Origin of the sequence: Streptomyces ruber, assembly GCF_014648075.1 — a bacterium.
Classification (GTDB): Bacteria; Actinomycetota; Actinomycetes; order Streptomycetales; family Streptomycetaceae; genus Streptomyces; species Streptomyces ruber.
In genome coordinates this window covers 969956-995724 of the sequence record NZ_BMQK01000001.1, presented here as the reverse complement: position 1 = coordinate 995724, position 25769 = coordinate 969956, and the positions used below count along the sequence as shown (strand labels likewise).

Here is a 25769-nt window from a genome sequence, read left to right as displayed (position 1 = left end):
TTCTATTCTCGCGGCACTGTGTGGGCATGAGGCTCAGTCATGCCCCGACACTCCCCATGAGGAGGCGCAGCATGCGCTTCAGACACAGAGTCGCGGCGGGCATCGCGTCCCTGGCGCTCCCGCTGGCCGGACTGGTCGGTCTCGCCGCCCCCGCCCACGCGGCCACCGAGGCGACGGCCACCTACACGAAGACCCAGGACTGGGGCTCCGGCTTCGAGGGCAAGTGGACGGTGAAGAACACCGGGACCACGAGCATCAGTTCCTGGACCGTCCAGTGGGACTTCCCCTCCGGTACGTCGGTCACCTCGGCCTGGGACGCGGACGTCACCGGCTCCGGGAACCGCTGGACCGCGAAGAACAAGTCCTGGAACGGCACCCTCGCCCCCGGCGCCTCGATCTCCTTCGGCTTCAACGGCTCCGGTTCGGGCTCCCCCGCCAACTGCACCCTGAACGGCGGGAGCTGCGACGGCGGCCCCTCCGTGCCCGGGGACACCCCGCCCTCCGCCCCCGGCACCCCGACCGCCTCGAACGTCACCGACACCTCGGTGAAGCTGTCCTGGTCCGCCGCCACCGACGACAAGGGCGTCAAGAACTACGACGTCCTGCGCGGCGGAACCAAGGTCGCCACCGTCACGACCACCTCGTACACGGACACCGGCCTGAAGGCCGGCACCGACTACTCGTACACCGTGCAGGCCCGTGACACCGCCGACCAGACCGGTCCGGTGAGCGGCGCGGCCAAGGTGCGCACCACCGGTGGCGGCGGCACGGACCCGGACCCCGAGCCGGGCGAGAAGATCAACCTCGGCTACTTCACCGAGTGGGGCGTCTACGGCCGCAACTACCACGTCAAGAACCTGGTCACCTCGGGCACCGCATCGAAGATCACGCACATCAACTACGGGTTCGGCAACGTGAAGAACGGCCAGTGCGTGATGGACGACTCCTTCGCGGCCGTCGAGAAGGCCTACACCGCCGACCAGTCCGTCAGCGGCGTCGCCGACACCTGGGACCAGCCGGTGCGCGGCAACTTCAACCAGCTGCGCCAGCTCAAGGCGAAGTACCCGCACATCAAGGTGCTGTACTCGTTCGGCGGCTGGACGTACTCCGGCGGCTTCGGCGAGGCCGCGAAGAACGCCGCCGCGTTCGCCAAGTCCTGCAAGGCCCTGGTGGAGGACCCGCGCTGGGCCGACGTCTTCGACGGCATCGACATGGACTGGGAGTACCCGAACGCCTGCGGTCTGTCCTGTGACAGCTCGGGCCCGGACGCCTTCCGCGTCCTGATGCAGGCGCTGCGCGCCGAGTTCGGTGACGACTACCTGGTCACCGCGGCCATCACCGCCGACGGCTCCGCCGGCGGCAAGCTCGACGCGGCCGACTACGGCGGCGCCGCCCGGTACCTGGACTGGTACAACGTGATGACGTACGACTACTTCGGCGCCTTCAACGCGGCCGGCCCGACCGCCCCGCACTCCCCGCTGACCTCGTACCCCGGCATTCCGACCGCGGGCTTCACCTCCGCCGACGCGATCGCCAAGCTGAAGGCCAAGGGCGTGCCCGCCGCCAAGCTGCTGCTGGGCATCGGCTTCTACGGCCGCGGCTGGACCGGCGTCACCCAGTCCGCCCCCGGCGGCACGGCGACCGGCGCGGCCCCCGGTACGTACGAGCCGGGCATCGAGGACTACAAGGTGCTGAAGAACTCCTGCCCGGCCACCGGCACGATCGCGGGCACGGCGTACGCGCACTGCGGCAACCAGTGGTGGTCGTACGACACCCCCGCCACCATCGGAGCCAAGATGGACTGGGCCAACGAACAGGGTCTCGGCGGCGCGTTCTCCTGGGAGTTCAGCGGAGACACCGCGAACGGCGAGCTGGTCACCGCGATGAGCAACGGACTGAAGTGACCGGCACGATCAGCCGAACGAAGTAACCGGCGTCGCTACGCCACGTTGACACGCTGACCGGGAGGCGCCGCCTCCAACCAGGCGAGGAACCCGGTCAGCGCGTCCTCGCTCATCGCCAGCTCCAGCCGGGTGCCCCGGTGGACACAGGCGAGGATCACGGCGTCGGAGAGCAGCGCCAGCTCTTCCTCGCCCTCGGGCGTGCGGCGCCCGGCCACCTCGATCGCCGAGCGTTCCAGGACGCGGCGCGGGCGGGGGGCGTAGCTGAAGACCCGGAACCACTCGATGCGGTCGCCGTTGTAACGGGCGATGCCGTAGCTCCAGCCCTTGCCGTTCTCCTCGCCCTTTTCGGGCTTCTCCGGGGCGCCCCAGCGCAGACTGCAGTCGAAGGTGCCGCCGGAGCGCTGGATCAGCCGGCGTCGCAGACCGAAGACGAAGAGTCCCACCACCACGAGCACGATGAGCAGCACGCACACAGCCAGAGCGAGGACCATCGACTTCGACCTCCTCGTCTCCTAGGTAACGGAACGACAAAAACACCCACATCTGCCTCAGCCGCGGCGGGGTCCGGATCGCTCCGGTCCCCGCCGCGGCTGAGTCACAGCATCACACGGCGCTCTCCCGGGAACCACGGGGTTCCGGGAGGCGCCCCCACGTCAGCGCGCCGCCACCGCACGCAGCCGGACGTCCGCGCGCCGCGCGGCGGTGGCATCGCCCTCCGCCTTCGCGCGCTCCAGTTCCCGCTCCGCGCGCTGGACGTCGATCTCGTCCGACAGCTCGGCGATCTCGGCCAGCAGCGACAGCTTGTTGTCCGCGAAGGAGATGAAACCGCCGTGCACCGCGGCGACGACCGTCCCTCCCTCGCTCGTACGGATGGTCACCGGGCCCGACTCCAGCACGACGAGCAGCGGCTGGTGCCCGGGCATGACGCCGATGTCGCCGGTCGTGGTACGCGCGACGACCAGGGTGGCCTTGCCGGACCAGACCTCTCGGTCGGCCGCGACCAGCGCGACGTGCAGCTCAGCGGCCAAGGTGGCTCCTCGGGTCACCACCCGGCGGTTCCGCCGGGTGTTGGGTCACAAGTCTAATAGGGCCCCGCGCACACACGTGCCCGGGCCCGCCCCGGTCTCGTCCGACCGGGGAAATCGGGGAATGCCCCCGGAAAATGCACCGGCGGATGTGCCGAAGGGGACGGGACGCACCCCATGAGGTACGGTCCGTCCCCCTCACACACATCAGGCGGTGCCGCTCGGCGGCGCCGGCGTCAGGAGACGCCGAGCTCCTTCGCGTTCGCCTTCAGGTCCTCGATGCCACCGCACATGAAGAACGCCTGCTCCGGGAAGTGGTCGTACTCACCGTCGATGATCGCGTTGAAGGCCGCGATCGACTCGTCCAGCGGGACGTCCGACCCGTCGACGCCGGTGAACTGCTTGGCGACGTGGGTGTTCTGGGACAGGAAGCGCTCCACGCGACGGGCACGGTGGACGACGAGCTTGTCCTCCTCGCCGAGCTCGTCGATACCGAGGATCGCGATGATGTCCTGCAGGTCCTTGTACTTCTGCAGGATGTTCTTCACGCGCATCGCGGCGTTGTAGTGGTCCGCCGCGATGTACCGCGGGTCGAGGATGCGGGACGTCGAGTCCAGCGGGTCCACGGCCGGGTAGATGCCCTTCTCCGAGATCGGACGGGAGAGCACCGTCGTCGCGTCGAGGTGGGCGAAGGTGGTGGCCGGGGCCGGGTCGGTCAGGTCGTCCGCGGGGACGTAGATCGCCTGCATCGAGGTGATCGAGTGACCGCGGGTCGAGGTGATGCGCTCCTGGAGGAGACCCATCTCGTCGGCCAGGTTCGGCTGGTAGCCCACCGCGGAGGGCATACGGCCGAGCAGGGTCGACACCTCGGAACCGGCCTGGGTGAAGCGGAAGATGTTGTCGATGAAGAACAGCACGTCCTGCTTCTGCACATCGCGGAAGTACTCCGCCATGGTCAGACCGGCCAGCGCCACGCGCAGACGGGTGCCCGGGGGCTCGTCCATCTGGCCGAACACCAGCGCGGTCTTGTCGATGACGCCCGACTCGCTCATCTCGTCGATGAGGTCGTTGCCCTCACGGGTGCGCTCACCGACACCGGCGAACACCGACACACCGTCGTGGTTGTTGGCGACGCGGTAGATCATCTCCTGGATGAGCACCGTCTTGCCGACGCCGGCGCCGCCGAACAGACCGATCTTGCCGCCCTTGACGTACGGGGTCAGCAGGTCGATGACCTTGACACCGGTCTCGAACATCTCGGTCTTCGACTCGAGCTCGTCGAAGTTCGGGGCCTTGCGGTGGATCGGCCAGCGCTCACCGGTGTAGGTCTCGTCGACGTTCAGCACCTCGCCGAGGGTGTTGAACACCTTGCCCTTGGTGAAGTCGCCGACCGGCACCGAGATGGCGGCGCCCGTGTCGGTCACCGGGGCCTGGCGGACCAGACCGTCGGTGGGCTGCATGGAGATGGCGCGGACCAGGCCGTCGCCCAGGTGCTGCGCGACCTCGAGGGTCAGCGTCTTCTTCGCGCCCTCGAGCGCCGGGTCGGCGACCTCGACGTGCAGGGCGTTGTAGATGTCGGGCATCGCGTCGACGGGGAACTCCACGTCGACGACCGGGCCGATGACCCGGGCGACGCGGCCCGTGGCAACGGCCGTCTCAACTGTCGTCGTCATTACTTGTCACTCCCCGCGGTCGCGTCGGCAAGGGCTGCGGAGCCACCGACGATCTCGCTGATTTCCTGGGTGATTTCGGCCTGGCGGGCCGCGTTGGCAAGACGGGAGAGCGTGTTGATCAGCTCGCCCGCGTTGTCGGTGGCCGACTTCATCGCGCGGCGCGTGGCGGCGTGCTTGGAGGCGGCCGACTGCAGCAGCGCGTTGTAGATGCGGCTCTCGACGTAGCGCGGCAGCAGGGCGTCGAGGACGTCCTCCGCCGACGGCTCGAAGTCGAACAGCGGCTGGACCTCGCCCTTGGCCGAGGACTCCTCGGCCACCTCGTCGAGGCTGAGCGGCAGCATCCGGGCCTCGACCGCGGTCTGCGTCATCATCGAGACGAACTCGGTGTAGACGATGTGGAGCTCGTCCACGCCGCCCTCCGCCGTGTCCTTCTCGATGGCCTCGATCAGGGGCGCCGCGACCTTCTTCGCGTCCGCGTACGAGGGTTCGTCGGTGAAGCCCGTGAACGAATCCGCGATGGTGCGCTCGCGGAAGTTGTAGTGGGCCACACCACGCCGGCCGACGATGTACGTGTCGACCTGCTTGCCCTCGCGCTCCAGCCGCTCGGTGAGCTGCTCCGCGGCCTTGATGGCGTTGGAGTTGAACGCACCGGCGAGACCACGGTCACTCGTCAGCAGCAGCACCGCGGACCGCGTGACCGTCTCGACCTGCGTGGTCAGCGGGTGCTTGGTGTCCGACCCCGTGGCGACCGCCGTGACCGCGCGGGTCAGTTCCTGCGCGTACGGCGTGGAGGCCGCCACCTTGCGCTGCGCCTTGACGACGCGCGAGGCGGCGATCATCTCCATCGCCTTGGTGATCTTCTTGGTCGCGGTGACGGATCGGATGCGACGCTTGTAGACCCGGAGCTGGGCTCCCATGAGTCAGGTCCCTTCCTTACGTCACTTGGCGGCGGCGGCCGGGGCGTCCTCGCCGAGCAGCTTGCCGTCGGAGGTCTCGAACTGCTTCTTGAACTCCGCGATCGCGTCGGCGACGGCCTGCAGGGTGTCGTCCGACATCTTGCCGCCCTCCCGGATGGAGGTGAGGAGGCCCTGCTCCTTGCGGTGCAGGTACTCCAGCAGCTCCTTCTCGAAGCGGCGGATGTCGGCGACCGGCACGTCGTCCATCTTGCCGGTGGTGCCGGCCCAGACGGAGACGACCTGGTCCTCGGTGGCCATCGGCTCGTACTGGTTCTGCTTCAGCAGCTCGACCATGCGCTGACCGCGCTCCAGCTGCGACTTCGACGCGGCGTCCAGGTCGGAACCGAAGGCGGCGAACGCCTCCAGCTCGCGGTACTGGGCGAGGTCCACGCGGAGGCGGCCGGAGACCTGCTTCATCGCCTTGTGCTGCGCGGAACCACCGACTCGGGAGACGGAGATACCGACGTTCAGCGCGGGGCGCTGACCGGCGTTGAACAGGTCCGACTCCAGGAAGCACTGGCCGTCGGTGATGGAGATGACGTTGGTCGGGATGAACGCCGAGACGTCGTTGGCCTTCGTCTCGACGATCGGCAGACCGGTCATCGAGCCCTTGCCCATCTCGTCGGAGAGCTTCGCGCAGCGCTCCAGCAGACGGGAGTGCAGGTAGAAGACGTCACCCGGGTAGGCCTCGCGGCCCGGCGGGCGGCGCAGCAGCAGGGACACGGCGCGGTAGGCGTCGGCCTGCTTCGAGAGGTCGTCGAAGATGATGAGGACGTGCTTGCCCTCGTACATCCAGTGCTGGCCGATGGCGGAACCGGTGTACGGCGCGAGGTACTTGAAGCCGGCCGGGTCCGACGCCGGGGCGGCGACGATGGTCGTGTACTCCAGCGCGCCGTTCTCCTCCAGCGCGCGGCGGACCGACGCGATGGTGGAGCCCTTCTGGCCGATGGCGACGTAGATGCAGCGGACCTGCTTGTTCACGTCGCCCGAGCGCCAGTTGTCGCGCTGGTTGATGATCGTGTCGACGGCCAGGGCGGTCTTGCCGGTCTGGCGGTCACCGATGATCAGCTGGCGCTGGCCGCGGCCGATCGGGGTCATCGCGTCGACGGCCTTGTAACCGGTCTCCATCGGCTCGTGCACCGACTTGCGCTGCATGACCGTGGGGGCCTGCAGCTCGAGGGCGCGGCGGCCGACGGTGTCGATCTCGCCGAGGCCGTCGATCGGGTTGCCGAGCGGGTCGACGACACGGCCGAGGTAGCCGTCGCCGACGGCGACCGACAGGACCTCGCCGGTGCGGGTGACCGGCTGGCCCTCCTCGATGCCGCTGAACTCACCGAGGACGATGGCGCCGATCTCGCGCTCCTCCAGGTTCAGCGCCAGGCCGAGGGTGCCGTCCTCGAACTTCAGCAGTTCGTTGGCCATGGCCGAGGGGAGACCCTCGACCCTCGCGACGCCGTCGCCGGCCGTGGTGACCGTACCGACCTCCTCGCGCGAGGCCGCGTCCGGCTTGTACGACTGGACGAAGTTCTCCAGTGCGTCCCGGATCTCCTCCGGCCGGATCGTGAGCTCCGCCATCTGGGTTCCCTGCTCTCCTTGTTGGGCCCGAAGTTTCACTTAGGGGGGAAGGGGACTCCCCCCTGATGGGGTGAATCCTCTGCACGGCCCAACCAGGGCCGCAGTACGTACGTATGAAGTTTGCTGCTAGCTCGCCAGGCGGCGGGCGGCGTCCTCGAGGCGGTCCGCGAGGGAGCCGTTGATGACCTCGTCGCCGACCTGCACCCAGACACCGCCGACGACCTCGGGGTCCACGTCGAGGTTGAGGTGCATCTCGCGCCCGTAGAGCTTGGCCAGGGCGGCGCCGAGACGCCGGCGCTGTACGTCGCTCAGCGGGACCGCCGACGTGACGACGGCGACCACGCGGTCGCGGCGCTCGGCGGCGAGCTTGGAGAGGGACTCGAGTCCCGCTTCCAGGCTACGTCCCCGGGGCGCGGTGACCAGGCGCGTCACCAGACGCTCGGTCGTGACGGCGGCACGGCCGCCGAGGAGGCGGTGCAGCAGCTCGACCTTGGCGGCGGTGCTCGCGGACCGGTCGGTCAGCGCGGAGCGCAGCTCCGTGTTGGAGGAGACGATCCGGCCGAACCGGAACAGCTCGTCCTCCACGCTCTCCAGCCTGCCCGTCCGCTGTGCCGCCGTGAGGTCGGCCGTGGCGGCCAGCTCCTCCATGGCGTCCACCAGGTCGCGGGGCTGCGACCAGCGGGAGCGCACACTGCCGGTCAGCAGGTCGAGGGCGGGGCCGCCGACCTGACCGGCGAAGAGGCGCTGGGCCAGCTCGGCCTTGGCCTCGCCGGACTGCGCCGGGTCGGTGAGGACCCGACGCAGACTGACCTCGCGGTCGAGCAGCGCGGTGACGGCGGCCAGCTCGTCGGCGAGCGCGGCCGCGTCGACCGAGGTGCTGTCGGTCAGCGCGTCGAGTCGCCCTCGTGCGGCAGCCAGTGCCTCGCGGCTCGCTCCGTTCATCGCGTCGCCTCGGCCTTCTCCTCGAGATCGTCGAGGAAGCGGTCGATCACACGGCTCTGACGGGCGTGGTCCTCGAGGGACTCACCGACGAGCTTGCCGGCCAGGTCGGTGGCGAGCTTGCCGATGTCCTGGCGCAGTGCGGCAGAGGCGACCTTGCGGTCGGCCTCGACCTGGGCGTGACCGGCGGCGACGATCTCCTCGCGCTGCCGCTGCCCCTCCGCACGCATCTCGGCGATGAGCGCGGCGCCCTGCTCCTGCGCCTCCTGGCGCAGGCGCGCGGCCTCGTGACGGGCCTCGGCGAGCTGCGCCTTGTACTGCTCGAGGACTTCCTGAGCCTCGGTCTGGGCGGCCTCCGCACGCTCGATGCCGCCCTCGATGGCGTCCGTGCGCTCCGCCAGCGCCTTGCGGGCCTTGGGAAGGACGGCCTTCCACAGGACTCCGAAGAGGATGACGAAGCAGACGGCGCCCCAGAACAGGTCTGCTCCGGCCGGCAGGAGGATCCCGATGCCCTCGGGTGCCTCCGCGGCCAGTTCGGTCGTCGTCGCCATCGCGATCACTGGAAGAGGAAGCCGGCGACGAGACCGATGAGGGCGAGAACCTCGATGAAGGCAAGGCCGAGGAACATGGTGCTGCGGAGCAGCGGGGCCGCCTCGGGCTGGCGGGCCATGCCCTCGATGGTCTTGCCGACCATGATGCCGAGGCCGATGCCGGGGCCGATGGCAGCCAGGCCGTAGCCGATGGCGTTCAGGTTGCCGGAGACGGCGTCGGTCGCGGCAAGGATGTTGCTCACTGGTTTTCCTTCCATGGTGTGGCGTCCGGCCGGGGATCGTCCGGACGTCGGGTCAGTCCGCGAGTGTCAGTGTTCGTGGCTGATCGCCATGTTGATGTACATCGCGGTGAGCAGCGTGAAGATGTAGGCCTGCAGCGCTGCGACGAAGAGCTCGAATCCCGTGAAGGCGAGGCCCATCACGGCCGAGCCGACACCGGCGACGGGCAGCAGACCGCCGCCCTCCAGCAGCAGGTACGAGGCCCCGCTGAAGAACAGGACGAGAAGGATGTGGCCGGCCATCATGTTGGCCATCAGCCGCAGCATCAGCGAGAACGGCCGGATGACCAGCGCCTGGAGGGCCTCCAGGAGGATCACGACGGGTGCCAGTGCCTTGGGCACACCGGGGACGACCGTCTGCACCTTGACGTAGCCGACGAAGCCGTGCTCGCGGACGCCCTGCACGTGGTAGATCGCCCAGGTGATGATGGCGAGCAGGAACGGCAGCCCGATCGTGGAGGTCGCCGCGATGTTCACCCCGGGGGTGATCGCGAGGATGTTGGCGCCGAAGACGAAGAAGAAGAGGGTAACCAGGTACGGCAGGTACCGGTTGCCCTCCTTCTTGCCGAGGGTCTCGAAGGCGATCTGGTTGCGGACGAAGTCGATGGCCACTTCCGCGACGTTCTGTCCGCCGCGGGGCACGAGCTTCGGCTTGCGCATGCCGATGACGAAGAGCGCCGCGATCACCAGGGTGATCAGGATCAAGGCCATACGGATACGGGTGAGCTCGAAGATCGTTCCCTCGAACAGGACCGCGTCGGGGAAGAACTCGGCGATCGACGGCGTGTGGAAGCCGTCGCCCGCCGCGAGCGGCGTTGGGGTCAGCGCATGCGCGTTCAGCGGGTGCTCCATGTTTGAAGGGCCGAAGGTAGCTTCAGCTGCAGCCGGACAAGACATACAGGGTCGGTTGCGCGATGGCGTATCCGTCGGGCGGTCCGATGGGGAGGGACCGCATGCACTTCAGCACACCTGATCCCGTGGGATCCACACCGGAGACGCCCGAGCCGGGCCGATCGAAAGCGGTCAGTCCCTGCGAGCTGCCCTCGGGGCCTGCCCACCAACTACTTTCCGCTCTCCAAACATACCAACCCTTTACTTTTTCCGTCACCGCCCCCCTCCCTCGCCGTCTTCTCCGTGACCGGAGTCGACGTTGACATAAGCCAGGCGGGCGCGGTAAAGGATCACGGCCTCGAGCGCGAGGAAACCGAACGTGCCCACCAGGAAGGCACCGAAGAACATCCAGGTGGAGAAGAAGTCGCGGCCCTGCAGCAGCCACAGCACGACCATCAGCAGGATGATCTTGATCAGCCAGGAGCCCATGACCGCCGCCGCGAGCTGGTGCGGGGCGAGCCGGGCGGTCACCAGACCGACCACCGCCGTGACGGCGAGGAACCCGACCGGGACCGCGATACCGAGCAGACCGCCCACGGCACCGGCGCCACCGTCCACGAGGTAGCCGATGCCGACGGCCACCACGGCGGCGGCGACGGCACCGGTCAGCCCGAGCCGGAGCACCTTGAGCATGGCCTCGCTCACGGTCACCGGTCGGCCGGGCACGCCGCGCTGCGTGGCTGGAGGCATGACGTCTCCCAGGACTTTCGTGACTGCGATGAGGTGTGGGGGCGCCCTCGGGCGCGGATTCGGTCGCCGTACGACTCGGTGCGCCACCGCAGGCAGCGCTCATTCGAAGTTGTCGTTCGACGCTTGTGCACGGTATCACAAGCATTGTGGCGCTGTTTCGGCCGCATAAAGAGGGCGTATTCGACACACCCGCCCGTAGTCGACGCCTGCAAGCGCTTTGACGCGTCCGATACGGCCTCTGTGGCGCATATCACATAAGCGTTCGGTACTTCAGGAAGCGGAAGCGGGTCCGGACGGCCGGGTACGGACGGTGCCGGAGGGTCACCGCGACGTACCCGCCCTGCGCCGGTCCGGTCCGTGCGGGCGGGCCCCCAGAGCCGTCGCACCGTTCACGCGGGAGACACCGGCGGCGACCGGAGTGCGCGTCTCCGGTTCGCGGGGTTCCCCGTCCGTCCCGTGCGCGGCCGGCATCGACAGGTCGGCGTCCTCCTGCGGGGGACGGCGCCGGCGGCGGTAGCGCGGCGGCACGAACCGCTCGGCCCAGCGCGGGGCCCGCGGCGTGAAGCGGGGCAGCAGGAGCAGGACGAGACCGACCGCGCTGAGCGCGACGACGCCGAGCACGATCCACATGGACGCCGCGTTGACCGAGTACGCCAGCGCGCCGAAGCCGATCAGCGCCGACCAGAAGTACATGATCAGCACGGCCCGGCTGTGCGAGTGGCCGATCTCCAGGAGCCGGTGGTGCAGGTGCCCGCGGTCCGCCGCGAACGGCGACTGTCCGCGCCAGGTGCGCCGGACGATCGCGAGCACCAGGTCGGCCGCCGGGATGGCGATGATCGTCAGCGGCATCAGCAGCGGGATGTAGACGGGCACCATCTGGTGCACGGCTTCCTTCTCCGATCCCGCGTACAGGTTGAGCGAGTCGGGGTCGATCTGGCCGGTGATGGAGATGGCTCCCGCGGCCAGCACCAGGCCGATGAGCATCGAGCCGGAGTCGCCCATGAAGATCCGCGCGGGGTGCATGTTGTGCGGCAGGAAGCCCACGCACATGCCGATGAGGACGGCCGAGAAGATCGTCGCCGGGGCGGCGGGCTCCAGTCCGTAGCCGTACCACAGCCGGTACGCGTACATGAAGAACGCGGTGGCCGCGATGCACACCATGCCGGCGGCGAGGCCGTCGAGGCCGTCCACGAAGTTGACCGCGTTGATGGTGATGACGACGAGCGCGACCGTCAGCAGGGTGCCCTGCCACTGGGTCAGCGCGACGTTGCCCACGCCCGGGATGGGCAGGTACAGGATCGTCAGGCCCTGCACGACCATGACGCCCGCGGCGATCATCTGGCCGCCCAGCTTGATCAGCGCGTCGATCTCGAACTTGTCGTCCAGGACGCCGATCAGCCAGATCAGCGCGGCGCCGGAGAGCAGGGCGCGCGGCTCGTTCGAGGTCTCGAACACCTCGCTGAGGTTGGTCAGGTGGTCCGCGACCAGCAGACCCGCGCACAGCCCGAAGAACATCGCGATGCCGCCCAGCCGCGGCGTGGGTTCCCGGTGCACATCGCGCGCGCGGATCTCCGGCATCGCTCCGGCCACGATCGCGAACTTCCGTACCGGCCCTGTCAGCAGATACGTCACCGCGGCCGTGATGCAGAGCGTCAGCAGGTATTCACGCACAGGCTTCCCCACAGGTCTCGCTGGCCATCACAGCCCCACACCCTAGCGATCCGCGCATACGGTTGGGGACTTCCGGGTAGTGACGATGGTTGCACGTGCAGTTGTGTCCGGTGGTGCGTCTACCCGGCATCAGACGGGATACGGCGGGAATCCACCGGCCAGCTCCCGCACTTCTTCACGCGCTCTCACCATGATCCTCTCCTCCCGCAGCACCGCCGCGAGCAGGGCCGCGATCCGCGGCATCTCCGTCTCCCGCATGCCCTGGGTGGTCAGCGCCGCCGTGCCCAGGCGCAGCCCGCGGGCGTCGTCGTGGGGCAGCGCACAGGTGTCGAGGACCATCCCGGCCGCGGCCAGCCGGCCCCGCGCCACCCGTCCGTCCACACCGAAGGGCGCCGGGTCCACGACGAGCAGATGGGTGTCGGTGCCGCCGGTGACGACGGTCAGGCCCTCGGCGGCCAGGGCGGCGGCGAGCGTCTTCGCGTTGACGACCACCTGACGGGCGTACGCCTGGTACGCCGCTGTCGCCGCCTCGCCGAACGCGACGGCCTTGGCGGCGACGGTGTGCATCTGCGCACCCGACTGTGTGAACGGGAAGACCGCGCGGTCGATGCGCTCCGCGAGATCGCGCCCGCAAAGGATCATGCCGCCGCGCGGTCCGCGCAGCACCTTGTGCGTGGTGGCGCAGACGACGTCCGCGTACGGCACCGGCGAGGGCGCCGCTCCCCCGGCGACCAGCCCCATGGGGTGCGCGGCGTCGGCGACGAGGTACGCCCCCACCTCGTCGGCGACCGCCCGGAAGAGCGGGTAGTCGATGTGGCGCGGGTACGAGATGGAGCCGCACACGATGGCCTTGGGGCGCCGGGTGCGGGCCAGGGCGAGCACCTGGTCGTAGTCGATGAGCCCCGACTCGGCCTCGACCCCGTAGCCGGCGAAGTCGAACCAGCGCCCGGAGAAGTTGGCGGGCGAGCCGTGGGTGAGGTGCCCGCCGAACGGCAGGCCCATGGCGAGGACCGTGTCCCCCGGGCGCAGCAGGGCCGCGTACGCCGCGAGCACCGCCGACGAACCCGAGTGCGACTGCACATTCGCGTGCTCGGCGCCGAAGAGCCGCTCGGCGCGCCGGACGGCGACGCGCTCGGCGACGTCGACGATCTCGCACCCGCCGTGGAACCGGGCACCCGGGTAGCCCTCTGCGTACTTGTTGGCGAGCGGGGACCCGAGGGCGGCGAGCACCGCCCGGGAGGTGAAGTTCTCGGCGGCGCTGAGCTGGAGCGTCGTCGACTGCCGGGTCGCCTCCCCGAGCAGGATCTCGGCGAGCTCGGGGTCCTGGCGGTACAGGAGATCCGTCGGAGGCGTGGAGGTGACCGACATGGTGGGCTCCGGACGTCGGCTGGGCTTGAGACCAATGTAGGACCGCGGCCCGTGACCCGCCCGGTGGTCAGGTCCGCCCGGTGGTCAGGTCCGCGCCGGCACGCCCGTCAGCGCCGTCACGACCGGATCGAGGGCCTGGTGTATCTCGTCGCCGATCGACCGGAAGAACGGCAGCGGCGCCCCGTACGGGTCGTACACCTCGTCCGCGTCGGCCGTCGGCGCCAGCAGCCAGCCGCGCAGCGCCGCCGCGGCGCGCACCAGCGCCCGCGCGCGCATGACGAGACCGTCCTCCAGCGGCGGCAGGGTCGCCGGGTCGATGGCGTTCACCAGGCGGGTGAACTCCTTCAGGGTGAAGGTGCGCAGGCCCGCCGAGTGCCCCATCGAGATGACCTGGGCGCGGTGGTCCCGGGTGGCCGTCAGCACCAGGTCGGCCTTGATGACGTGCTCGTCCAGCAGCTCGCGGCCGGTGAACCCGGAGGAGTCCGCGCCGAACTCCGCGAGCACCGTCTCGGCGTTCTCCTCCATCGGTGCGCCCTCGTGGCCCCAGGTACCGGCGCTCTCCACGATCAGCCCGCCGCCCAGGATGCCGAGCCGCTCGGACACGAAGTGGCGCGTGAGCCGTTCCGTTATGGGCGAGCGGCACACGTTGCCGGTGCTGACGTTGAGGATGCGGAAGGTGTCGCGAGGGAAACCGAAGGTGGTCGTCTCTTCCCCGATGCCGCCTATGCCACTGCCCCGCCCCGCGTCAGGGGCTGTCAATTCGCCACCTCGAGGTCGGGTACCACCTTCCGGAGCTCCTCCGCGTCGAGCGCGCCCGCGCGCAGCAGCACCGGCACCTTCCCCGTGACGTCGACGATGGACGACGGCACGATGCCGGGGGTCGGCCCGCCGTCCAGGTAGACGGAGACGGAGTCGCCGAGCATGCCCTGGGCCGCGTCGCAGTCCTCGGGCGCCGGGTGGCCCGTGAGGTTCGCGGACGTCACCGCCATGGGGCCGACCTCGGTGAGCAGCTCGATCGCGACCGGGTGCAGCGGCATCCGCACCGCGACCGTGCCCCGGGTGTCGCCGAGGTCCCACTGGAGCGACGGCTGGTGCTTGGCGACCAGGGTCAGCGCGCCCGGCCAGAAGGCGTCCACGAGCTCCCAGGCCATCTCGGAGAAGTCCGTGACGAGGCCGTGCAGGGTGTTGGGTGAGCCGATGAGCACGGGCGAGGGCATGTTGCGGCCGCGGCCCTTGGCCGCCAGCAGGTCGCCCACGGCCTCGGCGCTGAACGCGTCCGCGCCGATGCCATACACGGTGTCGGTGGGCAGCACCACCAGCTCGCCCCGGCGGACGGCGGACGCTGCCTCGCGCAGACCGGTCGCGCGGTCGGTCGCGTCGTTGGTGTCGTATCGCCGTGCCATCTAGCGCGCCTCCTCGTACCTCGGGTACGTCCCGTACCCGTCACTCGCTCGGAAAGTCTGGAACATACGCGGTCTCACGGCAGTGCCTTGCGCGCCGTCGCGAACCGCGGCCGGTTGTTGAGGTCGGGGTGGTCGGCCGCGTCGGCCCAGCCCCGCTCCTCGGTGAAGATCCACGGCACCTGCCCGCCCTGGGTGTCGGCGTGTTCCACGACGACGACGCCGCCGGGCCGCAGCAGCCGGTGCGCGGTGCGCTCCAGGCCGCGGATCAGATCGAGGCCGTCCTCCCCGGAGAACAACGCCATCTCCGGGTCGTGGTCGCGGGCCTCGGGGGCCACGTACTCCCACTCGGTGAGCGGGATGTACGGCGGGTTGGAGATGACCAGGTCGACCTGGCCGTCGAGGTCCCGGAAGGCGTCCAGGGCGTCCCCCTGGCGCAGGTCCACCCGGGAGCCCGCCATGTTCTTGCGGGTCCACTTGAGGGCGTCCTCGGACAGCTCCACGGCGTGCACCCGCGAGCGCGGCACCTCCTGGGCCAGGGCCAGCGCGATGGCGCCGGAGCCGGTGCACAGGTCGACGATGAGGGGTTCGACGACGTCCATGGCGCGTACGGCGTCTATGGCCCAGCCGACGACCGACTCGGTCTCCGGCCGGGGCACGAACACGCCGGGCCCCACCTGGAGCTCCAGGTACCGGAAGTACGCCCGTCCGGTGATGTGCTGGAGCGGCTCGCGGGCCTCGCGGCGGGCGACGGCCTCCCAGTACCGGGCGTCGAAGTCGGCGTCCCTGACCGTGTGCAGCTGGCCCCGCTTCACGCCGTGCACGAACGCGGCGAGCTCCTCCGCGTCGGTGCGCGGCGAGGGCACGCCGGCGTCGGCCAGCCGCTGGGTGGCCTGCGCCACTTCCGTGAGCAGCACGCTGCGGGGGTTCTGCGGGCGCTCACCGAATGATGGCTGCACGGTGGTCCTCCGGGGCTTCAGCTGGTGTCTCGTCGTACGGCTGCCGGCGTCCCCGTCGGGGGCGCCGGGGCGCTTACGCGGCGGCGAGCTTGGCGGCCGAGTCCGCGTCGACGCACGCCTGGATGACCGCGTCGAGGTCACCGTCGAGCACCTGGTCCAGGTTGTACGCCTTGAAGCCGACACGGTGGTCCGAGATGCGGTTCTCGGGGAAGTTGTACGTACGGATCTTCTCGGAGCGGTCGACGGTGCGGACCTGGCTGCGCCGGGCGTCCGCCGCCTTGCTCTCCGCCTCCTCCTGCGCGATGGCGAGCAGCCTGGAGCGCAGGATACGCAGTGCCTGCTCCTTGTTCTGGAGCTGGCTCTTCTCGTTCTGGCAGGAGGCGACGACGCCGGTCGGCAGGTGGGTGATGCGGACGGCGGAGTCGGTGGTGTTGACGGACTGCCCGCCGGGGCCGGAGGACCGGTAGACGTCGATCCGCAGATCGTTCGGATTGATCTCCACGTCGACCTCCTCGGCCTCCGGGGTGACCAGCACGCCGGCGGCGGAGGTGTGGATGCGGCCCTGCGACTCGGTGGCGGGCACGCGCTGCACGCGGTGCACCCCGCCCTCGTACTTCAGCCGGGCCCACACGCCCTGGCCGGGCTCGGTCGCGCCCTGGCCGCCCTTGGTCTTCACGGCGACCTGGACGTCCTTGTAGCCGCCCAGCTCGGACTCGGTGGCGTCGATGATCTCGGTCTTCCAGCCGGCGCGCTCGGCGTACCGCAGGTACATGCGCAGCAGGTCGCCGGCGAAGAGGGCGGACTCGTCGCCGCCCGCGCCCGCCTTGATCTCGAGGATGACGTCCTTGTCGTCGCTGGGGTCGCGCGGGACCAGCAGCAGGCGGAGCTTCTCGGTGAGCTCCTCGCGCTGCTGTTCCAGCTCCTTGACCTCGGCAGCGAAGTCCGGGTCGGCGTCGGCGAACTCGCGGGCGGTCTCGATGTCGTCGCCGGTCTGCCTCCAGGAGCGGTACGTGGCGACGATCGGCGTCAGCTCGGCGTAGCGCTTGTTCAGCCTGCGCGCGTTGGCCTGGTCCGCGTGGACCGACGGATCGGCGAGCTTCTTCTCCAGGTCGGCGTGTTCTCCGACCAGTTCCTCGACCGCCTCGAACATCTCCGGCTCCCTGGGCTGTCCCCGGGTCCGTCAGGCTGCCGGGGACGAAACTACGTACGTCGATTGAATGGGGCTGTACCGCATGACATGGGCCGCACCGCAAAACGCCGGTCCCGGCGCCCGCCCTTCCGCGCCGCGCGCGGGAGGTGCAGGGCGCCGAGGACCGGCGCTGTGTGCTCGCTACTTCTTGGCAGCGGCAGCCTTGCCGAAGCGGGCCTCGAAGCGGGCCACGCGGCCACCGGTGTCGAGGATCTTCTGCTTGCCCGTGTAGAACGGGTGGCACTCGGAGCAGACCTCGGCACGGATGGTGCCGCTGGAGATCGTGCTACGGGTGGTGAACGACGCGCCACAGGTGCAGCTGACCTGCGTCTCGACGTACTCGGGGTGGATGTCGCGCTTCAAGGTGTCTCCTAGTTTGCGGGAGGGCGCCGGGTCGCGACCGCGGGATGCGGAAGCGTGAACCGGAGCCGACGTACCAGTCTGCCAGTTCTGGCCGTATCCCCCAAAACCGAGGGCCGGGACGATCTATTCCACCCGGCTGCCTCCCCTGCGGCCCGGGGCGCCCTCAGCGTCCGCCCGACCCGACCACCCCGTCCGCGGTGCCCTGCGGGGTGCCGTCCGTCGCCGAGGGCGGGACCGGGCGGTCGGCCCTGAGGGCCTTCCAGACCTGCTGCGCCCGGGGCTCGTCGACCAGGAGGCGGTTGGCGTCCGCGGGGTCGAGGCGGACCGGCATCGTCAGCATGGTCATCCGGGCGGAGCCGAGGCCCTTCAGCCCGTCGGCGAAGGACGCCAGATCCCGTACCGAGCCCAGCTCCGAGTCCGTGGTGACGGCGCCGGTGGCGGTGTCGGCGAGGTCGTACAGCTTCCGCGGGCTGGTCAGTACGCCGACGTCCCCGACCTGGTCGACCAGGGCCTTCAGAAACGCCTGCTGGAGCTGGATGCGGCCGAGGTCGGAGCCGTCGCCGACGCCGTGCCGGGTGCGGACGAGGCCGAGGGCCTGGGCGCCGTCGAGGGTGTGCTCGCCGGCCTTCAAATCCAGGTGGCTGTCGGGGTCGTCTATGTCCTCGGTCGTCGTGATCCGCACCCCGCCCAGCCGGTCGACGAGCTCGGCGAAGCCGGCGAAGTCGATCTCGACGTAGTGGTCCATGCGGATGCCCGTCATCGACTCGACGGTCTTCACCGCGCAGGCGGCCCCGCCGACGGTGTACGCGGAGTTGAACATCACGTCGGTCGCGCCCGGGTGGGCCCTCCCGTCGGTGCCCGTGCACCCGGGCCGGTCGACGAGGGTGTCGCGGGGGATGGAGACCACACCGGCCCTGCTGCGCCCCTCGTACAGGTGCACGATCATCGCCGTGTCGGCACGGGCCGTTCCGTCGTCCTCGCCGCCGCCCAGCTTCGCGTTGCCGCCGGAGCGGCTGTCGGAGCCGAGGACGAGGATGTCCTCCGAGCCGTTGTCGACGTCCTCCGGCCGGTCGTGGCCGAGGAGGGAGTTGATGTCGACGCTCCTGAGGTTGCCGTTGAGCCTGAAGTACAGGTAGCAGACGCCGGAGCCGCCGAGCACGACGATGCCGACGACCGTCCAGACCGCCGCCAGCAGCGCCTTGCGCCGTCTGCTCCGGGGCCGTGGGCGGCGCTCCGCGCCCTCGGGCGGGCTCGTGGTGCCGGACTCTCCCGGAGTGCCGGGTTCCGGCGTGCTGTCGGCGGACATGTGCTCCTCGGTGCTCGCGCTCGTACTCGGGAACGAGGTCGGGGTCGGGCACGGTCCCTCTTCATGTTCCTCCGTCCACCGTGGGAAGGAACCCTTCGGGAGCCGACACGGCTGTGGGCCGCCTCCGTTCGGAGGCGGCCCACAGCCGTGTCGGTCGGTCCGGGGGAGCGCTCAGTCCCCGTTGCCGGGCGTCGGCGTCGTCTTCTGGATCTGCATCAGGAACTCGACGTTCGACTTCGTCTGCTTCATCTTGTCGAGAAGCAGTTCGATCGCCTGCTGCTGGTCCAGGGCGTGCAGCACCCGGCGCAGCTTCCAGACGACGGCGAGCTCCTCGGCCCCGAGCAGGATCTCTTCCTTACGGGTACCGGACGCGTCGACGTCCACCGCCGGGAAGATGCGCTTGTCGGCGAGCTTCCGGTCGAGCTTGAGCTCCATGTTGCCGGTGCCCTTGAACTCCTCGAAGATCACCTCGTCCATGCGGGACCCGGTGTCGACCAGCGCGGTGGCGAGGATGGTCAGCGAACCGCCGTCCTCGATGTTGCGCGCGGCACCGAAGAAGCGCTTCGGCGGGTACAGCGCCGTGGAGTCGACACCACCGGACAGGATGCGGCCGGAGGCCGGGGCGGCGAGGTTGTACGCACGGCCCAGACGGGTGATCGAGTCGAGCAGCACGACCACGTCGTGACCCAGCTCCACCAGGCGCTTGGCGCGCTCGATGGCCAGCTCGGCGACCGTGGTGTGGTCCTCGGCCGGACGGTCGAAGGTCGAGGAGATGACCTCGCCCTTCACCGACCGCTGCATGTCGGTGACCTCTTCCGGACGCTCGTCGACGAGGACGACCATCAGGTGGCACTCGGGGTTGTTGTGCGTGATCGCGTTGGCGATCGCCTGCATGATCATGGTCTTGCCGGTCTTCGGCGGGGCCACGATCAGACCGCGCTGGCCCTTGCCGATCGGCGACACGAGATCGATGATCCGCGTGGTCAGCACGCCCGGGTCGGTCTCCAGACGGAGCCGGTCCTGCGGGTACAGCGGCGTCAGCTTGTTGAACTCCGGGCGGCCTCGGCCGTGTTCGGGCGCCATGCCGTTGACGGAGTCCAGACGGACCAGCGCGTTGAACTTCTCGCGCCGCTCGCCCTCCTTCGGCTGCCGGACCGCACCGGTGACGTGGTCGCCCTTGCGCAGGCCGTTCTTGCGGACCTGGGCGAGGGAGACGTACACGTCGTTCGGACCGGGGAGGTAGCCCGACGTACGGATGAAGGCGTAGTTGTCGAGGATGTCGAGGATGCCCGCGACCGGGATCAGGACGTCGTCCTCGGCGACCTGCGGCTCGGCGATGTCGTCGCGGCCACGGCGCCCACGGCGGTCGCGGTAGCGCCCGCGACGGCCACGGCGGCCGCCGCCCCCGTCGTCGTCGTAACCGTCGTCCTGGCGGTCCTGACGGCCGCCGCCCTGCTGCTGGCCCTGCTGCTGACCGCTCTGCCGGCCGCCCTGCTGGTCGTCGCCCTTGTTGCGGCGGTCGCCGCGGTCACCGCGCTCGCCACGGTCACCGCGGTCACGGTCCCGGCCTCGCTCACGGCGGTCCCGGCGGCCCTGACGGCCCTCGCCGCCCTGGTCACCGTCGGTCCTGCCGTCGCCCTGCGACTGCTGGCCCTGCCCCTGGCCCTGCGTCTCGTTCCTCGCCTCGTCGGCGACGGTCTCGGGACTGCCGGCCTCGGCGGTGGCCCGACGGCGGCGGCGCTCGGTGGGCGCGTCGTCCGTGCTGGGGGAAGGCTGACCGGGGATCTCGATCTGCTGCTGGGCCGCGCCCTTGTCGGTGTCCGCGGGCGCCTCGGCCTCGGCCTGCGCCTTGGCGGACCGGGCGGGCTTCTTCTCGGCCTTCTCGGCGGCCGCGGCGTCGTCACCCGTACGGGTGCGGGAGGTGGACCGGCGCTTCGGCTTGGTCTCGGCGGCCTCCCCGGCGGCGGCCGGCTTGGCGGACGCGCCCCCTCCGGCCTGCGCCTCCTTGATGACCTCGATCAGCTGGCTCTTGCGCATGCGCGCGGTGCCCCTGATACCGAGGCCGGATGCGACCTGCTGCAGCTCGGCCAGCACCATGCCCTCGAGGCCGGTACCGCGGCGCCGCCGGGAGCCGGCACCGGAGGCAGGCGCGGAGGCGTCCGTGGCGGGCGCGGCAGCGGTCTCGTCGACACGTGCGCCCATCAGATCGGTGGTGTCGCTCACGAAGGGTCCTTCCCTGGAGCGGACGTCGGCCTGTCTGGCTCGGCGACCGGTTGTGCTGTCCGGCTTCGGCCCTTGCTGTGCGGACCGTGCCGGGGCGGTGTTCCGCCGAAGCGGCGGAGGAGGTTTTTGGTGATACGGCGCTTCCCCGGGCCGTGGCACTGAGTGTCGGTGTCACGCGGCTGGGTCACGCCTGTTCCGGAGCGTTGCTCGGCGAACCGCTCAGCGCCTGCGTACGGCGTACCACGTGACGTACGAAACACAGTGCGGTTTGGGAGGCTCCCGGAAGAATGGTTGTCCCGGACGGGGACACGAAGCACCTCGCCATGGTGAGGTCGGGTGCAGACTTGAGGTTAACACTACCGGATCCAACAAACATTCCCCCTCTCCAAATCCGGCAACCGCGTGTCAGGTGGCAAGCGGCAGCACGCTCGCTCCCCTTGCGTCGAGTTCCAGCCGGTTCGCGGCCCAGCCCTCGCCCGCAAGATCGGCCACCTTGTCGGCGCTGTCGCCGTCGGCCAGCGCCAGGACCGTGGGCCCGGCGCCGGAAATCACCGCGGGAATTCCGTCGGCCCGCAGTCGCTCCACCAGAGCGGCACTGTCCGGCATGGCCGGGGCGCGGTATTCCTGGTGGAGACGGTCCTCGGTGGCGGGCAGCAGCAGCTCGGGGCGCCGGGTGAGGGCCTCGACGAGCAGGGCGGCACGGCCCGCGTTGGCGGCGGCGTCGACGTGCGGAACGGTGCGTGGCAGAAGTCTGCGTGCCTCTTCGGTGAGTACCGGTTTCCCGGGAACGAAAACCACCGGAACGATGGAACGGGCGGGATCCATCCTGATGGCCCGCGCGGCGCCGCCCTCCATCCAGGAGAGGGTGAAGCCGCCCAGCAGACAGGCGGCGACGTTGTCGGGGTGGCCCTCGATCTCGGTGGCGAGCTCCAGCAGCGCCGTGTCGTCGAGCCGGGCCTCGCCGCCTATGGTCACCGCGCGCGCGGCGACGATGCCGGCGCTGATCGCGGCGGAGGAGGAGCCGAGGCCCCGGCCGTGCGGGATGCGGTTGGCGCAGACGATCTCGAGGCCGCGGGGCTGCCCGCCGAGCAGGTCGAACGCGGTGCGCAGGGAGCGGACGAGCAGATGACGCTCGTCCCGCGGGAGCGTCTCGCTGCCCTCGCCCGCGATGTCGATGTGCAGGCCGGAGTCGGCCACCCGGACGACCACGTCGTCGTAGAGACCCAGCGCGAGGCCGAGGGCGTCGAAGCCCGGGCCGAGGTTGGCGCTGGTGGCGGGGACGCGCACCCGGACGGCGGCGGCGCGGAACGCTGGACCGGCCATCGCTCGATGACTCTCCTTGAGCTGCGAAATCTGCGTGTTGCTGTGCTGGGTATTGCTGGCTGTGCGGCGGTAATGCTGTCTGGCGGTATGCGGCTGTATTGCTGTGCTGTACGGCGGTAATGCTGTGCGGGATTGTCGAAGACGTTCGATACGTACGGACGGGAGAACCCGGGGGCCGCTGTCGACGGGACCCGGAAATCACGATCGACGGCGCGGCACCGCGGCATATGCGGCGGGCGGGTTCGGTACAGCCTATCGAAGGAAGGTTCTGTGGCGACATAGGGCGCACAGGAGGCGCACGATGCGTGTCGTGTGCCCCCTGTGCTTCCTCCGCCGAAGCCACGTCGCTGCCATGCCGATGCCGCGCGGGGGACTCCCCGGAGTGCCCCTGGCATGTGCCCGGCGCACGCGTCCTTGGAGGGTGCCTTGGTGCGCCTTTGGGCTTGTTCCTCGGCGCGCGCCCACGGGGGACACGCCCAGGGGCGTGCTGTGCGTAAGGGGGACGGCGCGCCGCGGGCTGATGGACGAGGGCCGGCAGGCTGATGCCCGGCGGTGCGATGCCCGTCAGGCTGGCGGGCCGGTACGGCCCGACTGGGTCGGTCGGGCCGATCAGGGTGGTCGGGCCGCCGGTCGGGCTGGACTGGCCGCCGGGCCGGCTGGACTGGCCGCCGGGCTGGACTGGCCGGTCAGCCGAACTGGCCGGCCGGGCCCATCCTGCCGGTCGGGCCGCCGGTCGGGCTGCTGGGCGGGCCGGTCGGGCCGGAGCCGCGGGTCGGGCCGATCCGGCCGGACTGGCCAGTCAGCCGGACTGGCCAGTCAAAACGATCCCAGCCGATCCCAGCCATTCCGAGCCCATCCCAGCCGATCCGAGCCGATCCGAGCCCATCCAGCTGGCCTATCCAGCCGATCCAGGCGATCGAGCCGCCGGTCAGGCCGCTCAGGCCAGCCCGAGCCGCTCCGCCGCCGTCGCCGCGTCCACCGGGACGGTGACCGGCTGAGGGGCGCCGGCGACGGCCCAGTCGGGGTCCTTGAGCCCGTTGCCGGTGACGGTGCAGACGATCCGCTGACCCGGGTCGACCTTGCCGTTCTCGGCCGCCTTCAGCAGACCGGCGACCGACGCGGCGGACGCGGGCTCGACGAAGACGCCCTCCTGGGCAGCCAACAGCCGGTAGGCGCGCAGGATCTCACGGTCCGTCACCTCGTCGATGACACCACCCGACTCGTCCCGGGCGGCCAGCGCGAACTTCCACGACGCCGGGTTGCCGATCCGGATCGCGGTCGCGATCGTCGACGGGTCCTTGACGACCTCGCCGCGCACGATCGGCGCGGAACCGGAGGCTTGGAAGCCCCACATGCGCGGGGTACGCGTGGCGAGCTTGTCGGCCGCGTACTCCTGGTAGCCCTTCCAGTAGGCCGTGATGTTGCCCGCGTTGCCCACCGGCAGGACGTGGATGTCGGGCGCGTCGCCCAGCATGTCCACGATCTCGAACGCGGCCGTCTTCTGTCCCTCGATGCGCACCGGGTTCACGGAATTGACCAGCGCGACCGGGTAGTTGTCGGAGAGCGCGCGCGCGAGCGTCAGGCAGTCGTCGAAGTTGCCGTCGACCTGGAGGATCTTCGCGCCGTGCACGAGCGCCTGGCCCATCTTGCCGAGCGCGATCTTGCCCTGCGGCACGAGCACCGCGGACACCATCCCGGCGCGTACGGCATACGCGGCGGCGCTCGCGGACGTGTTGCCGGTGGAGGCGCAGATGACGGCCTTCGCGCCCTCCTCCTTGGCCCGGGTGATGGCCATGGTCATGCCGCGGTCCTTGAAGGACCCGGTCGGGTTGGCACCCTCGACCTTGAGATAAACCTCACAGCCCGTGCGCTCGGAGAGCACCTGCGCGGGGACGAGCGGCGTACCGCCCTCGCGGAGCGTCACGACCGGCGTGGTGTCGGATACCGGCAGCCGGTCCCGGTACTCCTCGATGATTCCGCGCCACTGGTGGGTCATTGCTGGTTACTCTCCTTCAACCCGCATGATGCTGGCGACGCCCCGCACGGTGTCGAGGCTGCGCAGCGCCTCGACGGTCCCGCTGAGGGAGGCGTCGGACGCGCGGTGGGTGACGACGACGAGGGAGGCTTCCCCGTCCTTGCCCTGCTGTCGGACCGTGTCGATGGACACCCCGTGCTCGGCGAACACGGTGGCCACCTGGGCGAGGACGCCCGGTTTGTCGGCGACGTCAAGGCTGATGTGGTAGCGCGTGACGACATCGCCCATGCCCGAGACGGGCAGGGCGGCGTACGCGGACTCGCCCGGCCCGGTGGCGCCGTTGAGCCGGTTGCGGCAGACGGCCACCAGGTCGCCGAGGACGGCGGAGGCGGTCGGCGAACCGCCCGCGCCCGGCCCGTAGAACATGAGCTGACCGGCGGCGTCCGACTCGACGAACACGGCGTTGTACGCGCCGCGCACGGAGGCGAGCGGGTGGCTGAGCGGGATCATCGCGGGGTGCACGCGCGCGGTGACGGAGGCGCCGTCCGCGGCCCGCTCGCAGATGGCGAGCAGCTTGATGGTGCAGCCCATCTGCTTGGCGGAGGCGAAGTCCGCGGCGGTGACCTCGGTCATGCCCTCGCGGTACACGTCGTCGAGCCGTACGCGCGTGTGGAAGGCGATACCGGCGAGGATCGCGGTCTTGGCGGCGGCGTCGAAGCCCTCGACGTCGGCGGTCGGGTCGGCCTCGGCGTACCCGAGCGCGGTGGCCTCGTCGAGGGCTTCCTGGTAACCGGCGCCGGTGGAGTCCATCGCGTCGAGGATGAAGTTGGTCGTGCCGTTCACGATGCCGAGCACCCGGTTGACCTTGTCGCCGGCGAGGGACTCGCGCAGCGGCCGGATCAGCGGGATGGCACCGGCGACGGCGGCCTCGTAGTACAGGTCCGCGTCGTGGTCCTCGGCGACGGCGTGCAGCGCGGCGCCGTCCTGGGCGAGGAGCGCCTTGTTCGCGGAGACGACGGAGGCCCCGTACTCGAACGCCGTGGTGATGAGCGTACGAGCGGGCTCGATGCCGCCGATGACCTCGACGACGACGTCGATGTCACCGCGCTTGACCAGCGCGGTGGCGTCGGTGGTGATCAGTTCGGCGGGGATGCCCTCCCGCACCCGGGACGGCCGCCGCACGGCGACGCCCGCCAGCTCGACGGGGGCGCCGATTCTGGCGGCGAGGTCGTCGGCGTGCGTCGTCATGATGCGCGCCACCTCTGAGCCGACAACCCCACAGCCCAGCAGCGCCACTTTCAGCGGACGCGTACGCATCATCCGACCTCGTTTCTCACATACACCGAATACGGTGGAACCAGTCTCACTCACCGAACGGGAGTTTCTGCCCGTCGTCCGGATCGTGAGACATTGATTTCATTTCCCTGGGCCGCGGAAGGCGAAAGATCTCCTGCCTTCCGCCTTCCGCCTTCCGCAGTCCGTCTCCCGCTTCCCGCTTCCCGCTTCCCTC

23 protein-coding genes are annotated in these 25769 nt (G+C 70.2%); 1 reads left to right on the top strand and 22 read right to left on the bottom strand.

Annotated elements, in window-relative coordinates:
• Positions 1 to 71 precede the first annotated feature (71 nt).
• Complete coding sequence (locus IEZ04_RS04595; protein WP_189215265.1) at positions 72 to 1904, top strand: glycoside hydrolase family 18 chitinase; 1833 nt, start codon at positions 72 to 74, stop codon at positions 1902 to 1904.
• Between the two features lie 35 nt (positions 1905 to 1939).
• Here IEZ04_RS04595 and IEZ04_RS04590 read toward each other — a convergent pair whose 3' ends face one another.
• The 22 genes from IEZ04_RS04590 to IEZ04_RS04485 form a co-directional block, all read right to left on the bottom strand.
• Positions 1940 to 2395 carry a DUF2550 domain-containing protein gene (locus IEZ04_RS04590; RefSeq protein ID WP_189215264.1) on the bottom strand — a complete coding sequence of 152 codons (456 nt, stop codon included), beginning with the start codon at positions 2393 to 2395 and terminating at the stop codon, positions 1940 to 1942.
• A gap of 162 nt (positions 2396 to 2557) precedes the next feature.
• Entirely contained in the window at positions 2558 to 2932 is a 375-nt protein-coding gene (locus tag IEZ04_RS04585; RefSeq protein WP_189215263.1) for a F0F1 ATP synthase subunit epsilon, read from the bottom strand.
• Positions 2933 to 3165: 233 nt separating this feature from the next.
• Positions 3166 to 4602, bottom strand: a complete 1437-nt coding sequence (gene atpD / locus IEZ04_RS04580) for a F0F1 ATP synthase subunit beta (RefSeq protein ID WP_189215262.1) — start codon at positions 4600 to 4602, stop codon at positions 3166 to 3168.
• Entirely contained in the window at positions 4602 to 5519 is a 918-nt protein-coding gene (locus tag IEZ04_RS04575; protein WP_189215261.1) for a F0F1 ATP synthase subunit gamma, read from the bottom strand. The genes atpD and IEZ04_RS04575 overlap by 1 nt, the downstream gene beginning before the upstream one ends.
• A 21-nt stretch (positions 5520 to 5540) precedes the next feature.
• On the bottom strand, positions 5541 to 7133 hold the full coding sequence (gene atpA / locus IEZ04_RS04570) for a F0F1 ATP synthase subunit alpha (RefSeq protein ID WP_189215260.1): 1593 nt from the start codon (positions 7131 to 7133) through the stop codon (positions 5541 to 5543).
• A 126-nt stretch (positions 7134 to 7259) separates the two neighbouring features.
• Positions 7260 to 8075: a F0F1 ATP synthase subunit delta gene (locus tag IEZ04_RS04565; protein WP_189215259.1), complete on the bottom strand. Its 816-nt coding sequence runs from the start codon at positions 8073 to 8075 to the stop codon at positions 7260 to 7262.
• Positions 8072 to 8623: a F0F1 ATP synthase subunit B gene (locus IEZ04_RS04560; RefSeq protein ID WP_189215258.1), complete on the bottom strand. Its 552-nt coding sequence runs from the start codon at positions 8621 to 8623 to the stop codon at positions 8072 to 8074. Before IEZ04_RS04560 ends, IEZ04_RS04565 begins: the two co-directional genes overlap by 4 nt.
• 5 nt (positions 8624 to 8628) lie before the next feature.
• Positions 8629 to 8865 carry an ATP synthase F0 subunit C gene (locus tag IEZ04_RS04555; RefSeq protein WP_373296247.1) on the bottom strand — a complete coding sequence of 79 codons (237 nt, stop codon included), beginning with the start codon at positions 8863 to 8865 and terminating at the stop codon, positions 8629 to 8631.
• A 66-nt stretch (positions 8866 to 8931) separates the two neighbouring features.
• Positions 8932 to 9753 (bottom strand): F0F1 ATP synthase subunit A, encoded by an 822-nt coding sequence (gene atpB / locus IEZ04_RS04550; RefSeq protein WP_189215256.1) that lies wholly within the window; start codon positions 9751 to 9753, stop codon positions 8932 to 8934.
• A 252-nt stretch (positions 9754 to 10005) separates the two neighbouring features.
• Positions 10006 to 10482, bottom strand: a complete 477-nt coding sequence (locus IEZ04_RS04545; RefSeq protein ID WP_189215255.1) for a Cg1360 family ATP-synthase-associated protein — start codon at positions 10480 to 10482, stop codon at positions 10006 to 10008.
• A 321-nt stretch (positions 10483 to 10803) separates the two neighbouring features.
• Positions 10804 to 12153, bottom strand: coding sequence for an MraY family glycosyltransferase (locus tag IEZ04_RS04540; RefSeq protein WP_189215254.1), 1350 nt, complete (start codon positions 12151 to 12153; stop codon positions 10804 to 10806).
• Between the two features lie 129 nt (positions 12154 to 12282).
• Positions 12283 to 13521: a serine hydroxymethyltransferase gene (gene glyA, locus IEZ04_RS04535; protein WP_189215253.1), complete on the bottom strand. Its 1239-nt coding sequence runs from the start codon at positions 13519 to 13521 to the stop codon at positions 12283 to 12285.
• An 84-nt stretch (positions 13522 to 13605) separates the two neighbouring features.
• Complete coding sequence (locus IEZ04_RS04530) at positions 13606 to 14280, bottom strand: arsenate reductase/protein-tyrosine-phosphatase family protein (protein ID WP_189215252.1); 675 nt, start codon at positions 14278 to 14280, stop codon at positions 13606 to 13608.
• On the bottom strand, positions 14277 to 14924 hold the full coding sequence (locus IEZ04_RS04525; protein ID WP_189215251.1) for an L-threonylcarbamoyladenylate synthase: 648 nt from the start codon (positions 14922 to 14924) through the stop codon (positions 14277 to 14279). Before IEZ04_RS04525 ends, IEZ04_RS04530 begins: the two co-directional genes overlap by 4 nt.
• A 74-nt stretch (positions 14925 to 14998) precedes the next feature.
• Positions 14999 to 15838, bottom strand: coding sequence for a peptide chain release factor N(5)-glutamine methyltransferase (gene prmC, locus IEZ04_RS04520; RefSeq protein WP_189215414.1), 840 nt, complete (start codon positions 15836 to 15838; stop codon positions 14999 to 15001).
• Between the two features lie 115 nt (positions 15839 to 15953).
• Complete coding sequence (prfA, locus tag IEZ04_RS04515; protein ID WP_189215250.1) at positions 15954 to 17030, bottom strand: peptide chain release factor 1; 1077 nt, start codon at positions 17028 to 17030, stop codon at positions 15954 to 15956.
• A 180-nt stretch (positions 17031 to 17210) separates the two neighbouring features.
• Positions 17211 to 17432, bottom strand: coding sequence for a 50S ribosomal protein L31 (rpmE, locus tag IEZ04_RS04510; RefSeq protein ID WP_030574381.1), 222 nt, complete (start codon positions 17430 to 17432; stop codon positions 17211 to 17213).
• A gap of 163 nt (positions 17433 to 17595) precedes the next feature.
• Positions 17596 to 18738, bottom strand: coding sequence for an LCP family protein (locus tag IEZ04_RS04505; RefSeq protein ID WP_189215249.1), 1143 nt, complete (start codon positions 18736 to 18738; stop codon positions 17596 to 17598).
• A 171-nt stretch (positions 18739 to 18909) separates the two neighbouring features.
• Positions 18910 to 20961, bottom strand: a complete 2052-nt coding sequence (rho, locus tag IEZ04_RS04500; protein ID WP_189215248.1) for a transcription termination factor Rho — start codon at positions 20959 to 20961, stop codon at positions 18910 to 18912.
• Positions 20962 to 21366: 405 nt separating this feature from the next.
• The gene (thrB, locus tag IEZ04_RS04495) at positions 21367 to 22284 is read right to left on the bottom strand and encodes a homoserine kinase (RefSeq protein ID WP_189215247.1); all 918 of its coding nucleotides are present in this window, start codon (positions 22282 to 22284) and stop codon (positions 21367 to 21369) included.
• A gap of 937 nt (positions 22285 to 23221) precedes the next feature.
• On the bottom strand, positions 23222 to 24280 hold the full coding sequence (gene thrC / locus IEZ04_RS04490) for a threonine synthase (RefSeq protein ID WP_189215246.1): 1059 nt from the start codon (positions 24278 to 24280) through the stop codon (positions 23222 to 23224).
• A 6-nt stretch (positions 24281 to 24286) separates the two neighbouring features.
• On the bottom strand, positions 24287 to 25579 hold the full coding sequence (locus tag IEZ04_RS04485; RefSeq protein ID WP_189215245.1) for a homoserine dehydrogenase: 1293 nt from the start codon (positions 25577 to 25579) through the stop codon (positions 24287 to 24289).
• Positions 25580 to 25769: the final 190 nt, after the last annotated feature.

Bases quoted from the DNA above. Each gene is read 5' to 3' on its own strand.
- IEZ04_RS04595 (WP_189215265.1), top strand. From the start codon at position 72: ATGCGCTTCAGACACAGAGTCGCGGCGGGCATCGCGTCCCTGGCGCTC.
- IEZ04_RS04590 (WP_189215264.1), bottom strand. From the start codon at position 2,395: ATGGTCCTCGCTCTGGCTGTGTGCGTGCTGCTCATCGTGCTCGTGGTG.
- atpD (WP_189215262.1), bottom strand. From the start codon at position 4,602: ATGACGACGACAGTTGAGACGGCCGTTGCCACGGGCCGCGTCGCCCGG.
- IEZ04_RS04575 (WP_189215261.1), bottom strand. From the start codon at position 5,519: ATGGGAGCCCAGCTCCGGGTCTACAAGCGTCGCATCCGATCCGTCACC.
- atpA (WP_189215260.1), bottom strand. From the start codon at position 7,133: ATGGCGGAGCTCACGATCCGGCCGGAGGAGATCCGGGACGCACTGGAG.
- IEZ04_RS04565 (WP_189215259.1), bottom strand. From the start codon at position 8,075: ATGAACGGAGCGAGCCGCGAGGCACTGGCTGCCGCACGAGGGCGACTC.
- IEZ04_RS04560 (WP_189215258.1), bottom strand. From the start codon at position 8,623: ATGGCGACGACGACCGAACTGGCCGCGGAGGCACCCGAGGGCATCGGG.
- atpB (WP_189215256.1), bottom strand. From the start codon at position 9,753: ATGGAGCACCCGCTGAACGCGCATGCGCTGACCCCAACGCCGCTCGCG.
- IEZ04_RS04545 (WP_189215255.1), bottom strand. From the start codon at position 10,482: ATGCCTCCAGCCACGCAGCGCGGCGTGCCCGGCCGACCGGTGACCGTG.
- glyA (WP_189215253.1), bottom strand. From the start codon at position 13,521: ATGTCGGTCACCTCCACGCCTCCGACGGATCTCCTGTACCGCCAGGAC.
- IEZ04_RS04525 (WP_189215251.1), bottom strand. From the start codon at position 14,924: ATGGCACGGCGATACGACACCAACGACGCGACCGACCGCGCGACCGGT.
- prfA (WP_189215250.1), bottom strand. From the start codon at position 17,030: ATGTTCGAGGCGGTCGAGGAACTGGTCGGAGAACACGCCGACCTGGAG.
- IEZ04_RS04505 (WP_189215249.1), bottom strand. From the start codon at position 18,738: ATGTCCGCCGACAGCACGCCGGAACCCGGCACTCCGGGAGAGTCCGGC.
- thrB (WP_189215247.1), bottom strand. From the start codon at position 22,284: ATGGCCGGTCCAGCGTTCCGCGCCGCCGCCGTCCGGGTGCGCGTCCCC.
- thrC (WP_189215246.1), bottom strand. From the start codon at position 24,280: ATGACCCACCAGTGGCGCGGAATCATCGAGGAGTACCGGGACCGGCTG.
- IEZ04_RS04485 (WP_189215245.1), bottom strand. From the start codon at position 25,579: ATGATGCGTACGCGTCCGCTGAAAGTGGCGCTGCTGGGCTGTGGGGTT.